Origin of the sequence: Rhodococcus sp. IEGM 1366 (assembly GCF_033142425.1) — a bacterium.
Lineage (GTDB): Bacteria > Actinomycetota > Actinomycetes > Mycobacteriales > Mycobacteriaceae > Rhodococcus_F > Rhodococcus_F globerula.
Genome location: NZ_JAWLRZ010000001.1, coordinates 575419 through 588779, shown reverse-complemented (window position 1 = coordinate 588779; position 13361 = coordinate 575419). Strand labels below are relative to the sequence as shown.

13 protein-coding genes are annotated in these 13361 nt (G+C 62.4%); 6 read left to right on the top strand and 7 right to left on the bottom strand.

What is annotated here, in order from left to right:
• Positions 1-6 precede the first annotated feature (6 nt).
• The 5 genes from R4P64_RS02895 (at position 7) to R4P64_RS02875 (ending at position 5509) form a co-directional block, all read left to right on the top strand.
• A complete protein-coding gene (locus R4P64_RS02895) occupies positions 7-1185 on the top strand; it encodes a carbohydrate ABC transporter permease (protein ID WP_033237065.1) in 1179 nt (392 codons plus the stop codon).
• Positions 1182-2018: a carbohydrate ABC transporter permease gene (locus tag R4P64_RS02890; RefSeq protein WP_033237066.1), complete on the top strand. Its 837-nt coding sequence runs from the start codon at positions 1182-1184 to the stop codon at positions 2016-2018. The genes R4P64_RS02895 and R4P64_RS02890 overlap by 4 nt, the downstream gene beginning before the upstream one ends.
• A gap of 54 nt (positions 2019-2072) precedes the next feature.
• Positions 2073-2282, top strand: a complete 210-nt coding sequence (locus tag R4P64_RS02885) for a hypothetical protein (RefSeq protein ID WP_095887504.1) — start codon at positions 2073-2075, stop codon at positions 2280-2282.
• Positions 2283-2394: 112 nt separating this feature from the next.
• On the top strand, positions 2395-4554 hold the full coding sequence (locus R4P64_RS02880) for a transglycosylase domain-containing protein (protein ID WP_033237068.1): 2160 nt from the start codon (positions 2395-2397) through the stop codon (positions 4552-4554).
• A gap of 118 nt (positions 4555-4672) precedes the next feature.
• Positions 4673-5509 (top strand): mycofactocin-coupled SDR family oxidoreductase, encoded by an 837-nt coding sequence (locus R4P64_RS02875; protein ID WP_317819188.1) that lies wholly within the window; start codon positions 4673-4675, stop codon positions 5507-5509.
• Between the two features lie 11 nt (positions 5510-5520).
• Here R4P64_RS02875 and R4P64_RS02870 read toward each other — a convergent pair whose 3' ends face one another.
• Both R4P64_RS02870 and R4P64_RS02865 read right to left on the bottom strand, forming a co-directional pair.
• Positions 5521-6795: a YbjN domain-containing protein gene (locus R4P64_RS02870; protein WP_258956989.1), complete on the bottom strand. Its 1275-nt coding sequence runs from the start codon at positions 6793-6795 to the stop codon at positions 5521-5523.
• Positions 6796-6916: 121 nt separating this feature from the next.
• On the bottom strand, positions 6917-7651 hold the full coding sequence (locus R4P64_RS02865; RefSeq protein ID WP_033237071.1) for an MBL fold metallo-hydrolase: 735 nt from the start codon (positions 7649-7651) through the stop codon (positions 6917-6919).
• A gap of 88 nt (positions 7652-7739) precedes the next feature.
• Between R4P64_RS02865 and R4P64_RS02860 the strand changes: the two genes are divergently transcribed.
• On the top strand, positions 7740-8285 hold the full coding sequence (locus tag R4P64_RS02860) for an AAA family ATPase (protein WP_317819185.1): 546 nt from the start codon (positions 7740-7742) through the stop codon (positions 8283-8285).
• Here R4P64_RS02860 and R4P64_RS02855 read toward each other — a convergent pair.
• From R4P64_RS02855 to R4P64_RS02835, 5 genes are all read right to left on the bottom strand, one after another.
• The gene (locus R4P64_RS02855) at positions 8250-8912 is read right to left on the bottom strand and encodes an enoyl-CoA hydratase-related protein (protein WP_317819184.1); all 663 of its coding nucleotides are present in this window, start codon (positions 8910-8912) and stop codon (positions 8250-8252) included. The two genes, R4P64_RS02860 and R4P64_RS02855, sit on opposite strands and share 36 nt — an antisense overlap.
• Complete coding sequence (locus R4P64_RS02850) at positions 8909-9568, bottom strand: TetR/AcrR family transcriptional regulator (protein ID WP_045065926.1); 660 nt, start codon at positions 9566-9568, stop codon at positions 8909-8911. Before R4P64_RS02850 ends, R4P64_RS02855 begins: the two co-directional genes overlap by 4 nt.
• Before the next feature lie 193 nt (positions 9569-9761).
• A complete protein-coding gene (locus tag R4P64_RS02845; protein WP_317819182.1) occupies positions 9762-11483 on the bottom strand; it encodes a CocE/NonD family hydrolase in 1722 nt (573 codons plus the stop codon).
• Positions 11484-11496: 13 nt separating this feature from the next.
• On the bottom strand, positions 11497-12438 hold the full coding sequence (locus R4P64_RS02840; RefSeq protein ID WP_317819181.1) for an MBL fold metallo-hydrolase: 942 nt from the start codon (positions 12436-12438) through the stop codon (positions 11497-11499).
• A gap of 1 nt (position 12439) precedes the next feature.
• Positions 12440-13357 carry an alpha/beta hydrolase gene (locus tag R4P64_RS02835; RefSeq protein WP_317819180.1) on the bottom strand — a complete coding sequence of 306 codons (918 nt, stop codon included), beginning with the start codon at positions 13355-13357 and terminating at the stop codon, positions 12440-12442.
• Positions 13358-13361 lie beyond the last annotated feature (4 nt).

The window sequence follows — 13361 nt, the reverse complement described above, 5'->3', positions numbered from 1 at the left end:
TAAGCAATGGCAGAACCGCAGGATCCTTCCGCGGCTGTGCCTGCCAACCCCACGGTCGGGGCCGGGTCAACCGGTCCCGACCGTTCGGGCGTTGGTGGGAGACACCGAGCGCCGGAACCTCTCGAAGAGCCGTCGGTATCCGAGGGCACAGGGATGTCCCTGACCAAGGTTCTGCCTGACTCTGCAGATACACCTCCGCCCCCTCCGGATATGCCGGCGCCACCGTCGGCCGACAAGCCGAAAAAGCGTCGACGCGTCCCGCCGTGGGCGTTTGTCGCTCCGTCGTTGATCGTGCTCGCAGTCATCATCGTGTACCCGCTCGGGCGCGCGATCTGGATGTCGATGCACAGCGACGGCAAGAAGCTCGATCCAGAGACCGGCATGTTCGTCACCGGTCAGTTCACGTGGTTCGACAACTACAAGAACTGGATCACCCAGTCCTGCAACACTGCGAACGGCGCGATTCCGTGTCCTCCCGGCACGCTCGGCTCGCAGTTCTGGCAGTCGATCGGCAATACCTTCGGTTTCACGATCGTGACGGTTCTGCTCGAGACGCTGATCGGCCTCTCGATGGCGTTGATCATGGCCAAGACTTTCCGTGGACGCGGTCTGCTGCGCGCCTCGGTCCTGATTCCGTGGGCCATCCCCACCGCTGTCACCGCGAAGTTGTGGTTCTTCATCTTTGCCAACGACGGCATCGCCAACAAGATTCTCGGCACCAACATCCTGTGGACGGCCGATCCGTGGCCGGCTCGATTCGCGATCGTCGTCGCCGACGTCTGGAAAACAGCGCCGTTCATGGCTCTGCTCATCCTCGCCGGTCTGCAGATGATTCCCGCAGACGTCTACGAAGCAGCCAAGGTCGACGGCGCAACGGCGTGGCAGCGCTTCCGCATGATCACGTTGCCGTTGGTCAAGCCCGCGCTCATGGTGGCCGTGCTCTTCCGCACGATGGACGCCCTGCGCATGTACGACCTACCCGCAATCATGATGGGATCCAATCCCGCCACGTCCACCATCTCGGTCCTGGTGGTCGATCAGATGCGCGTCGGCGCCAATTCGGCATCGGCACTGTCCACCATCACGTTCCTCATCATCTTCGCTGTGGCCTTCATCCTGGTCCGATTCCTCGGAGCCAACGCGGTCAGCACGCAGGAAAAGCAGCGGAAAGGGGAGCCGGTATGAACAAGGCACTACGCGGCAAGATCGGCACCTACATCGGCGTCGTCCTGATCATCGTGTGGGGACTGGCTCCTTGCTACTGGATGATCGTGACGGCTCTGCGTGACCCGTCTGAGACCTTCTCGACCTCACTGTGGCCCGAGAACCTCACATTCTCCAACTTCACGGCAGCGCTTGATCCAGACGCCAAGGTGAACTTCACCCGGGCTCTGATGAACAGCCTCATCATCGCCGGCGCTACCACTCTTGTCGCTCTGGTCGTCGGTGTCTTCACGGCGTACGCACTCTCACGGTTCGACTTCCGTGGCAAATACTTCGTCACCGGAATCATCCTCGGCGCGTCCATGTTTCCCGTCGTCGCACTCGTGACACCGTTGTTCCAGATGTTCACGGACCTCGGGTGGATCGGCAGCTACAAAGCGCTGATCATTCCCAACATCTCGTTTGTCCTACCGCTCACGGTGTACACGCTGACCTCCTTCTTCTCCGAACTCCCCTGGGAACTCGAAGAAGCCGCACGCATCGACGGTGCCACCCGCGGCCAGGCTTTCCGGCTGATCATGCTGCCGCTCGCCGCGCCGGCACTGTTCACCACCGCGATCCTCGCGTTCATCGCGACGGTCAACGAGTACCTGCTGGCACTGCAGCTCTCGAGCGACAAAACAGCGCCCGTCACCGTGGCGATGGCCAAATTCTCCGGCACCGATCCCTTTGTCACGCCGTACACCTCCATCATGGCTGGTGGCACCCTCGTGATGATCCCCCTCGTGATCATGGTGCTGATCTTCCAGCGACGGATCATCGCAGGCCTGACCGCAGGCGGCGTCAAGTCGTGATGCGAGCTTCGCGCGCGTGGTGCATATGAGGCGGGCTTCGCGCGCGTGGTGCATATGAGGCGGGCTTCGCGCGCCCAGCGAATGGAGCTCATCGCCGGCTTCATCTCGGTGTTTGCTCTCATGGCGTTGATCAGCGCTGTGGTCGCAATCGTCAAAGGTGACCCAGGGGTGACCCCATCGCTGGTGCTGCTCGGTTGCGTCATTGCGCTGGGCTTTGCGTACCGCGGATACCGGAAAGCGGTTCGCGCGGAGCGTCGGCAGTAGAGCTCCCGGTAGTGTGACGTTTCGGTATCGCAGTTGCCGGGAGTTATCTGATCGAGACAACACCCTGGTGCAATGATGCTGTGAGGTCATGTCCCCGACCGGGAGTGTGTAAGTGAGTCCATCGAACAGATCGAATGCGGCAGGTGGTGCTGCATCGACTTCGCGTCGCTCCGGCAACCCGGGGAAACCGGCCAAGAAGAAGCGCTCCAAGTGGCGGTTCGTCCGGCGGACGATCTACGTGCTCGTACTGCTCATGATCATCGTGCCCGCGTCGGTGTTTGCTGTTGCCTACAGCCGCACGGAGGTTCCTCGTCCCGCTGACATGCAGACCAAGCAGGTCTCCACCATCTACATGGCCGACGGCACCACCGTGCTCGGGAAGGTGGTCCCCCCGGAGGGCAACCGCACCGAAGTTGCGTTGTCGGCCATTCCGATTCATGTTCGCGACGCCGTCCTCTCCGCCGAGGACCGCAATTTCTACACCAACCCTGGCTTCTCGATTTCGGGATTCGCGCGCGCGGCCCGCGACAACATCATGGGCAAGGAAAGCGCCGGCGGTGGATCCACCATCACCCAGCAATACGTGAAGAACGTGTTGGTCGGCGACAAGCGCAGTATCGACAGAAAGATGCGTGAGCTTGTCATCTCCGCCAAGATGGCGCGGGAGTGGTCCAAGGACGACATCCTTGCGGCGTACCTGAACACCATCTACTTCGGACGCGGTGCGTACGGCATCGCAGCGGCGTCGAATGCGTACTTCGACAAGCCGGTCAGCGACCTGACCGTCGGCGAAGGCGCTGTTCTCGCTTCCGTGATCCAGAGTCCCTCCTTCCTCGATCCGGAGACCAATCTCCCCGCGCTCGAAGCGCGATGGAACTACGTGCTCAACGGAATGGCCGACTTGGGGACACTCGCCAAGGCGGATCGTGACGCGATGACGTTTCCCGTTGTCGCCGCGGCCAACCGCCCCACTGATCTGAATCAGGCTCCCGGCCCGGAAGGCCACATCAAGACGCAGGTCCTCAAGGAACTTGCCGAAGCCGGTATCAGTGACGAGACGCTGAACACGGCAGGCCTACAGATCACGACCACTATCGATCCTCAGGCGCAGGAAGCCGCGCTCAACGCGGTGAGCAAGAACCTCGACGGAGAACCGGAGGAACTGCGCACCGCGGCGGTATCCATCAACCCACGGACCGGTGGAGTTTCCGCCTACTACGGCGGCACGGACGGCGCTGGTTTCGACTACGCCCAGGCGCCGTTGCAGACGGGTTCGGCGTTCAAGGTCTTCGGACTGGTGGCCGCGTTGATGGAAGACATCCCGCTCTCGGCCCGCTTCGACAGTTCGCCGCTCACGATCAATGGTGTGACCATCGGAAACGTCGGCGGTGAATCCTGCGGAACCTGCACCATCGCGGAAGCGCTGAAGCGTTCGCTCAACACCAGCTTCTACCGCCTGATGCTGTCGATGGAGAACGGTCCGCAGAAGATCGCCGACGCGGCTCACCTGGCCGGTATCCCCGAGCGAATTCCCGGGCTCGACTACCCCACCCTGACCCAGGAGGGTGACCCGCCGGAGAACGGAATTGTGCTCGGGCAGTATCAGTCCCGCGTCATCGACATGGCGTCCGCTTACGCAACTCTTGCCAACTCCGGGGTCTACCAGCAGCCGCACTTCATCCAGAAGGTGGTGACGGCGGAAGGTGAAGTTCTACTCGATCGTCCGGTCTCCCCCGGTGAGCGTCGACTCGACGCTGCCGTCGCCGAAAACGTCACGCAGGCGATGCTGCCGATCGCGTCGTACTCCAATGGACACGCGCTGGCCGGTGGTCGCGCCGTTGCTTCGAAGACCGGAACCGCTCAGCTCGGTGACACCGGTCAGAACAAGGACGCCTGGATGGTCGGTTACACACCGTCCTTGTCCACGGCGGTGTGGATCGGCACTTCCGATGCCCAAGCCATCACCAACTACAACGGCGGCTTGATCTACGGTTCGGGGCTTCCGGCCGATATTTGGAAGAGCACTATGGACGGCGCTCTCAAGGGGTCCGACGTCGAGACCTTCCCGTGGCCGGATCCGATCGGTGGACAGGCCGGTGTTCCCGCCAACTCCGGTGCGACGTCGCCGAACGACCGCAGCACTGGGGCAGCTACCCCGCCTTCCACCACGCTGAACATTCCGGGGTTGCCGCCGGTGGAGATTCCGCAGATCCCGCAGCGGCCCCGTTCGATCGAGATCCTTCCCGGCATCGTCATTCCGTTGCCCGGCTGACCTTTTGCAGAGCGGCGATCTTCGCAGATCGCCTACCTGGCGACAGGCGGTGACGTAACGTGATGCGCGAGTTGCAGAATGCACTCGGGCGTCGTCGCACGGTCGAAGGAGCAGTCGAATGGGTCAGCTGGACGGCAAAGTTGCCTTCATCACCGGTGCCGCGCGGGGTCAGGGACGCTCTCATGCAACAACATTGGCGCAGGAGGGCGCGGATATCATCGCGATCGACCTGTGCGATCAGGTGGGATCAGTGGGATATCCCCTGGCCACTGCCGAAGATTTGAACGAGACGGTTCGGCAGGTCGAAGCACTGGGTCGTCGAATTATTGCCACCCACACCGATGTTCGTGATTCAGCCGGTTTGAGAGCCGCAGTCGACGATGGTGTGTCGAAACTCGGACGCCTCGACATCGTGCTCGCAAACGCGGGCATCGCGAGTTTCGCTCCGGCCGAGAACCTCACCGACGACATGTGGGACGACATGATCGCGATCAACCTCACCGGTGTGTTCAAGACAGTGAGGGCCGCGCTGCCGCACCTCGAGGCACACGGCGACGGTGGCGCGATCGTCCTCACCAGTTCCACTGCCGGGATCAAGGGCCTGGGAAACCTGGCACACTATGCCGCTGCCAAGCACGGCGTGGTTGGCCTGATGAAGTCGCTGGCGAACGAGCTTGCGCCGCACATGATCAGGGTCAATTCGGTACACCCGACGGGCGTCAACACCGACATGATTCACAACGAGTACACGTACGCGCTTTTCCGCCCGGACAAGAAGCCATCCGAGATCACTCTCGATGATGTCAGTGACGCGTTCCGAAGTTCGAATGCGCTCCCTGTCCGGTGGGTCGAATCAAGCGACGTCAGCAACGCCATTCTGTGGTTGGTCAGTGATGCCGCACGCTACGTCACCGGGGTTCAATTGCCGGTTGACGCTGGTTCGGTCATCAAGTGATTCCGTCTGAGTTACTGCGTGCCGCTACCTTTTCGCGGAAGAACGACAACGCGCAGTGCTTGGCGTAGGTGGGCAATCGTGTTAGTCCACGCGAGTTTCTCGCCGGTGCACAGTTCGATATCTTCGCCGCCGACTGCGACAGCGTTTGTCAGGGCGTTATGCCACTCGGCTTCCTGTTCCTGACTGATGCGCAGATACTCGAGGATGGTGTCGCGGTCGCGTCCGCAGATTTCTGCGACGTCGTCGGCGGTGAGTCCCCCGCTTTGGTCGGCGTCGAGTTCGAGGATGGACATGAGTGCGGGCGGAAACTCGAAGCACTCGTGCCATTCGACGGCCGATCCGTCAAAAACCGCGCTGAGTCCGTCGCTGTCCGATCCATCGGTGGCGGCGAACTCCCCGTCTGCTCGAATAGGTTGCCCGCCAAGCTCTTCGGCGAGCTCTTCCGATGCGTCGGCCAGTTCGGCAAAGGATCGGATCGTTCGCAGTAGATGATCGGGTGCAAACGGAGCAGCATCGACCCGGGCGACGCCGAGGACGCTCTGTTCCACCAGGATGAGCTTGATGGTGGGCCACTGTCGATTGAGCTGGGACAGAACAAGAGCGGCATGGTTTGTGTCGGGTATCGAGTGAACAACCCGCGAAAACACTTCTACGTACTGGTCGTCTTCGAGCACGCGGATATACGTGATCTGCTCGCCGCGAACGAGCGGGATGTCGCCGTCGTCGTCACGCTCGGGGGTGTAGTCGAGAAGCCGGCCAAGGGCGTTGTCGACCAACTCGTTCAGCGAATCGTATTCGCTGGCCTGAGTCTGACCGCTGTCGAAGGCTGGAATATCTTCGCGGCCGCTCACCTGTACGCGGAGAAAACTTGGGTGCGCGATGCTCCACATGTCGCCGAGCACCCGCAGTGCTTGGGCGACCACGCCGTCGGGCCGGGAACGATCGACGTCGATGTAGAAGGACATGGAGCCGTTGCCGGTGGCGTCGTGCTCGCATTGGTCTGGGCGATTGAATCCCCAGCCGATCAGCGACTCGTGATCCTCGGGTTCAAGCATCCGCAAGGGGTGCAGGAACTGATTGGACGGTACCTCGCACCTGACGCGGGTCTGGTCCCACGCGAAGAACTGGATGCAGGCGGGGGCGTAGTCGAGGTTGTCTTGCGAGTCGTGCTGCGACTCCACGACCAGGGTGTCGTTGTCCTGCATTGCCGCGATGTATCGAGACACACGAGCCCCGAATGCAGTCCATGCGGCAGTGATCTCGAGATCGAAAGTGTGCTCCGACATCGACGCTCCTTCACGGGTGGGGTTCTTACCGGGCAAGGGGCTTGCCGACGTTTTGTGAACCCCTGCCGTCAAGCCCTTGGCGTGAGAGTAGCGGTTGGGGCCGACAACTTCAGCGAGGCGCTTAGTCCATCCGAGAAAATTTTTCGGTTTCGTTGTCGAATCGTTCTTTGTAGGCCGTCGCCAGATCGTGGAGGGCGCCGACGCAGTCGCCGTAGAAGGTCGGTGCGTGCATGGTGGCAAGAATTCGTGGTTCGAGGTCGGCGAGGGCGCGGATGGTGGGTGCGAGCGCCGGCGTCAGGGCTGTTGCATGCCCCAGATCCTCGGCCGCAAGTGCGGGGCCGACGATTTCCTGTTCGGTTGTTGCGGGCGGGGGTCCGAACGCGGTGAACAGGTCACCGCAGAACAACGTCGACGTTGTCTCCTCGAACATCAGACCTGCGTCCCAGCCGTGCGGGACGTGTGGAGTGTCGATATGGCGTACGCGTCGGCGGCCTGTTTCGAGAACATCGCCGTCCTGCAACGGAACTGGCATTCGGTCGGCTAGATCGTTGACCTGGACGAAGCACCCCATTGCGCAATGCGCGACCTGCGCGCCAGGGGCTGCGGCGAGCCACGAATTCATCGCCCCACACTCGTCGGCCTCGACATGACCGAACGTGATCCATTTCAGCCGGGCTGGGTCGAGGAGACGGGACAGTGCGTCGGACGACGATGTGAACAGTGCTCTCTGCCCGGTGTGGAAGAGCAGTGGTTCTTCACCGTCCACAAGAAATTGGTTCATCGCGAGGTTCGCTTCCGGAACGAAGGTCGAGAGTCGGTAGATATCCGGGGCGATCTCGGTGATCGTTGTGCTCATCGCTGTGCTCCGATCAGGGCTGTAATTCCGTGATCTCCAGCTTTCTCGTCGCTCAGTCCGGGCACAAGGCTCTGGAATAGTGGAGGACGTGTATGTACTGCTGCTGACAGGCCCGCCGGGCGCGGGGAAGAGTTCCGTCTCGACCGCGCTTCACGATCGACTCGGCGTGGCCGGCGTGAGAAACGCGATGATCGAGGTTGACGAACTGGAGCGGTGTTACCCGCCACTGGGAACCGAACGAGCCATCGCGCACGTCGAGATGCTGTGCACGTCGTACCGTGAGGTGGGTTATGAACTCCTGTTCCTCACTGCCACCGTCGAAGACGACGACTACGGGCGTGCTCTGCTGGCCGCGACCGCGGCTGACGGGCACCTGCTGGTACGGCTAGAGGCCGATCCGGATACGTTGCGCAACAGGATCATCGAGCGTGAACCGGCCAACTGGGCAGGGTTGGAGCAGCTGGTGGAAGCGTCACGACTCCTGGCCGGTTCGATGCCGTCGTTGATCGGAGTTGACCTGGTTCTCAGCACCGAAGGTCGAGACCCCGAAAGTGTTGCCGATGACGTGGAAGCGTCTCTGCGAGAGCATTATCCGTCGTTACGGGCGCTCAGTGTGCAGAGCGGTGACCACTGAAGCGAACATCGTCGATTTGATGGAGCCAAGTGTGCCCGGATTCTTCGGGCCGATCGGTGCGACGATGTCGATTGCCTTGGTGGTCAGCGCTTCGGCGGAAGCCGTGGCGTCCACCAGACCTGCAGCAAGCGCGTCGCTTCCGCCGTACCGCCGCCCGGTGGTCATGGCGACGACTGCCGAGGCAGGACTGAGTTTGGCCTGAATGAGCGCTGCCATTCCTTCGGTGAAAGGGATGTTGATGTCAACTTCCGGGAAGCAGTAATAGCCTCGATCGTCGCGCATGACGCGGTAGTCGTGCGCGACCCCGAGCATTGCGCCCGCTCCGAAGGCATGACCGTTGACTGCAGCGACGGTCGGCATCGGGTACGTCAGCATCCGCGCGAACAATGATTGCACTTGCTGCACATACCAATTTGCCTTGTCAGTGTGTGCGCCAAGCCAGTCGAGGTCGAGTCCGTTGGAATAGAACTTGCCCGTTGCCGTGGTGACCAGTGCGTGTGCGCCTTCGCTCAGAGCCTGGTCGAGCAGCTTGTCGACGGAGTCGAGCCAATCCGGGGAGAAGCGATTTTCGTCGTCGCCGAGATCGAGGACGGCGATCTTGTTTTCGAAGCCGAGCGTAGGGGTCATGATTGGCCTTTCGTGTTGCGGGACTTGGGGAGTGGTGGGTCGAGACGCAGAACGGCTCGAACAGCAGCATCCAACCGCGCGCGTGCTGCTGTATCGGGTACTCGCCAACCGTCGGCGCGTTTGGCCGGGTGGATGAGCAGTCCGGTAGGTAGGCCGACAACACAGGCTTCGATTGCTTCGACTGCTCTTCCGTCTTTACGGCCCCAGAGTGCCGTCGACAACCGGATGAACAACTCGACGAGCGCCCGGTCGAGTTGTGTGAGTTGCTCTGCGATATCGGCAGGGACGTCGGTGCCGAGTAGTTCGTCGCGCCTGATCGTCAACAGAAGGAGTGCGGAATGTGGGTAATCCAGCGCGAAGATCGCCGGCACTTCCGCGGCGGCGACCACTGCGTCGACTGCGGCGGACGGTGAGGGATTACGCAGGGTGTCATCCACTCTCGACTGCTGGAGTGCGAGAAATCGCTGTGCGGCGCGTAGCCACGCGCTACCGACCAGGCCACTGCGAGAACCGAATGCGTGATAGATCGCGCCGTTGGAAACGCCGGTTGTATCGGATACGGCTCTGACCGTGACTGCGGCCGGCCCGGCAGTGGCGGCGAGATTTTCGGCAGCATCGAGCAGTGTGTCGAGATCGTGGACGCGTGGCCGAGGCATGAACGCACAGTAACAGAGCGTCTGCTCTGTTACTAGTGCGTGGTCGGATCAAGCAGCCGTCAGAGCCTGCTGAAGTGAGCACCCCTTCTGCAAAGTTCGCACCCCTTCCAGCTCTCTGGAAGGGGTGCGAGCTTGATGAAAAGGGTGCTCACTCGGCCAATCAGCGCTGGCCAATCGCGCTGGCCGTGCGCGGCTAACTAGTCGTGGTCGTGAACGGAAGCACGAGCCGTGAGCGATGCGCCGCGTCGCGGTAGATCTTATGAGTGACGGGACGACCGACGGGCAGGTGGAACGCGTCCGGCGGGAGTAGCGCGTTGTGCTCGTCTGCCAACGGCTCTGCGTTGGACAACTCCACTGTGAGCTTGTGGCCCGGCTTGAAGGTATTCGCGAACGGGTAGAGGCGCAGCACGTACTCCTCGATCTTGCCCGGCTCGACCGGCACTGCACGGGTGTGTGGGTGGTGCGGGTTGCCCTCGGTGGTTCGCTCGTCCAGTTCGCGGTGCGAGGCCTTCAGATAGCCGGAGGTGATCAGCTGACGCTTTCCGTTCGGGGCGTAATCCCACAGGCGCAGAATGAAATTCGAATCGATCTGGTCGATCTCCGCAAAGATGTGCGCGGCTCCGGTGCCGATCATCTCCGTCGACTCCTCGAAAACCGGTGTGCTCCAGGCCAGGATCTCGACCTTGTCGGTCACGGTGAGTGGGGCCTGGTAGAAGCCGTCAGGGGCGGCGTACTCGGCGCCCATGGGCTCCGGTTCGGTAGCGAGTTTGTGACGCGGGCGCAGGTACAGCGACTTGTACTCGATATCCTTTGGTGGCCACTGGTTTCCGGTGGCCAGTTCGCGTGAGCCTTCGACGAAGACGCTCACGGCCGGCTCGTCCATGACACCGTTGTCGATGCCCTTGATCCAGTAGTCGTACCAGCGGAACATCTTGTCGTGCTCTTCGATGAAGGGGCGCGACTGCATCGGCGGGTACGGGCCGATATCCAGCTTCTTGGGACCCTTCAACGCGTCGAAGAGCTCGATCGTGCCGTCCATCGTCCAGCCGCGGCCCTGGTCGATCTGCAGGTAAACCGGGATATCGATGTTGGGGGCCAGGGTGATCGGGTTGCGCTCTTCGTACCAGTCGCCGTCCAACTCGTTCATCACGATGTCGAACCAGGCTTCGTGGTTCTTCGGATAGTTCAGCACGTGAACCAGATTCGGCCAGGCGGCGACGTCGGGATCCTGGAGGCGCTCGGCGACGCGCTTCTTGACCTCTTCGGGGCTGTACGCCTCGAGCATGCGGGACTTGACGTTGTCGGTGAATGCCCAGCCGGAGTCGCCGCCGCGACCTTCACGGGCTGCGCGCGGCATGAACCACATGATGCCACCGTGGTAGGTGGTCTCGTAGAAGTCGTAGTGGCCGCCGCTCACGAAGATCGCCTTCAGATGCGGCGGACGCTCGGCGGCGGCCAGCACCTGCATCGAGCCGAAGTACGAGATGCCGACCATGCCGACGTTTCCGTCGCACCACGGCTGTGCCGCAACCCATTCGATGAAGTCGTAGGCATCCTGTCCGAGCGAGACGCCACCGGCGTTGTAGTTGCCGATGTGCTCGCCTTCGGACGCACCGGAGCCGCGTAGGTCACCGATGACGTGAACGTAGTCCTCGCTGACGATGCGCGCGATGTCGCCGGCTTCGATGCAGCCGTCCCACATCGGACTGGGGCGTCGTTGCGGCGGCGTGGTCAGGGCAAGCGCCTGCAGCTCTTTGCCGTATGGGCTCAGTGCAACGAGTGCCGGCCGCGGTTTTCCGTCGACGCCCTCGTAGGCGTCTGCCGCCAACTCGATCCCGTCGCGCATCGGGATCCGGATATCTTTGCGGATGTGGATTGCCTGTCCACCTGCGTTGAATGTTTCGAATTCGGCCATGGGTCAACGACTCCTATTCTTCTTCGTCGTACTGAGTGCGGTAGCCGTGCATCGTCGTGAAGAACGGGGACGGTTCGAGGGTCGGGTCGCCCTCGTAGCCGAGTTTGTCGGCGACAGGTTCAAACGGTGAGTACGCCGAGTCCGTCTCCGGCAGACCGCCGCACAGGCACTGGTGCGCTGCGCCGCGGACGCCGACCTCGATGTCGACACTCTCGCGCAGTGCCTCCGACGCCTGGTCGCGGTCGAGTTCGACGCCGTAGGCGACGCCGTCGGCCCGACGGTACGGATGCCCCAGATACAGGTGGTTCGGGCGGATCTCGTCACGCAGGTACTGAAGACTCGACCGGTACGCGAGAGGATCTTCGTAGCCGGGGAAGCCGTTGGCCGCTCCGTGGACCTGCACGGCGTCGCCGACGAACACATCGTTCTGGCCGTCAACCACGTAGGCAACAGATCCGGCCGTGTGGCCGGGGATGGAATGCACCGATACGGTGACACCGCCACCGAGGGAGAGGGTTTCGCCGCCTCGAACCAGGATGGACGGCTCCATCTCGCCGGAGATGACTGCTTTCGTCGACGCCATCTGCTTCTCCACACCCTGCGGGTCGTCGAGGTATCGCCCACGCCCCGTCAGATACTCGTCGACGTGCGCCTGCCGCGAGCGCAACAGGTGTGCGTCGGCCTCGTGGATCACAACCTGCGCACGCCTGCCCGTGAGTTCCCACAGAGCGTGAGCGCCACCGATGTGGTCAATGTGGCCGTGAGTCAGCAGGATCCAGCGAACATCCTCGATTCGGCGTCCGATTGCCTCGAGCGCCGGGGCCATTCCCTGCGCCGGCGACGACGCGATCCCGGTGTCGACGATTGCGAGTTCGGGGGCGTCGATCAGGAAGCTGTAGAGGCCGAATCGGCCCCACGGCGAGACGAGCGGATGAATCTTCACGTCGTCTGTCATGTCACTCACCGGTGGAACGAATGAAGGCAGCAGTCTCCCCGAACACCTTGTGGTACTCCGGGATCCAGGAGAAGTTCTGCGCGAACCCGTGGTTGGCACCGGCATAACGGCTCACCGTCACCTCGACGCCGGCTTCCTTCAGGCGCTGGCCGTACAACTCGCCCTCATCACGCATCGGGTCGTACTCGGCCGTGACGATCAGTGCCGGGGGTAGCCCGGAAAGATCCTCACGCTTGATCGGTGAGACGAGCGGGTTCGCCGCGTCCGCACCGCTCTCGAAGTAGAAACTGTTGAAGCCCTTCAGTCCTGCCGTCTCCACGCCGTACCCTTCGGCGTTCACCCGCAGGGATTCGTAGCGATCGACGTCGAAGTCCAGATCCAGCGAGGGGTAGAGCAGTACCTGGTGCGTGATGCGGTCGAATCCCTCGTCGTGTGCCAGTGCGGCGACGGCGGCAACAAAAGTGCCACCAGAACTGTCGCCGGCCAGTGCGAGCGTCTTCCCGTCCCACTTCAGAGCCTCGCCGTTCTCCGCTGCCCAGCGCACTACCGCGTGGCAATCCTCGAGCCCGGCCGGGAAGGCCGCCTCGGGAGCGAGACGGTAGTCGACGGAGATGACCTTGAGTCCGGTCTCCTTCGCGAGGTTGCGCGCAACGTGGTCATGCGTGTTCAGGCTGCCGAGGAAGAACGCGCCGCCGTGGAAGTACACCAACAGTCCGTACGCATCGGCGTCCACCGGTGTGTAGATCCGGACGGGCACATCGCCCGCGGTCGTGTCCTCGACAGCGTGCAGTGGCAGACGTTCGTTCAGCGGAGCTACGTGCGTCTCATCGCCGGCGCGCATGAGCGCCGGGTCGAGCGGTCCCTCGGGCGGGGCCGGCAGGGTGGCGATGAGCTCAGCGATCTGGGGATGCAATGGCATGTCG

Excerpts from the sequence above, each read along its gene's own strand:
- R4P64_RS02895 (WP_033237065.1), top strand. The coding sequence starts at position 7 with ATGGCAGAACCGCAGGATCCTTCCGCGGCTGTGCCTGCCAACCCCACG.
- R4P64_RS02890 (WP_033237066.1), top strand. The coding sequence starts at position 1,182 with ATGAACAAGGCACTACGCGGCAAGATCGGCACCTACATCGGCGTCGTC.
- R4P64_RS02885 (WP_095887504.1), top strand. The coding sequence starts at position 2,073 with ATGAGGCGGGCTTCGCGCGCCCAGCGAATGGAGCTCATCGCCGGCTTC.
- R4P64_RS02875 (WP_317819188.1), top strand. The coding sequence starts at position 4,673 with ATGGGTCAGCTGGACGGCAAAGTTGCCTTCATCACCGGTGCCGCGCGG.
- R4P64_RS02870 (WP_258956989.1), bottom strand. The coding sequence starts at position 6,795 with ATGTCGGAGCACACTTTCGATCTCGAGATCACTGCCGCATGGACTGCA.
- R4P64_RS02865 (WP_033237071.1), bottom strand. The coding sequence starts at position 7,651 with ATGAGCACAACGATCACCGAGATCGCCCCGGATATCTACCGACTCTCG.
- R4P64_RS02855 (WP_317819184.1), bottom strand. The coding sequence starts at position 8,912 with ATGACCCCTACGCTCGGCTTCGAAAACAAGATCGCCGTCCTCGATCTC.
- R4P64_RS02850 (WP_045065926.1), bottom strand. The coding sequence starts at position 9,568 with ATGCCTCGGCCACGCGTCCACGATCTCGACACACTGCTCGATGCTGCC.
- R4P64_RS02845 (WP_317819182.1), bottom strand. The coding sequence starts at position 11,483 with ATGGCCGAATTCGAAACATTCAACGCAGGTGGACAGGCAATCCACATC.
- R4P64_RS02840 (WP_317819181.1), bottom strand. The coding sequence starts at position 12,438 with ATGACAGACGACGTGAAGATTCATCCGCTCGTCTCGCCGTGGGGCCGA.
- R4P64_RS02835 (WP_317819180.1), bottom strand. The coding sequence starts at position 13,357 with ATGCCATTGCATCCCCAGATCGCTGAGCTCATCGCCACCCTGCCGGCC.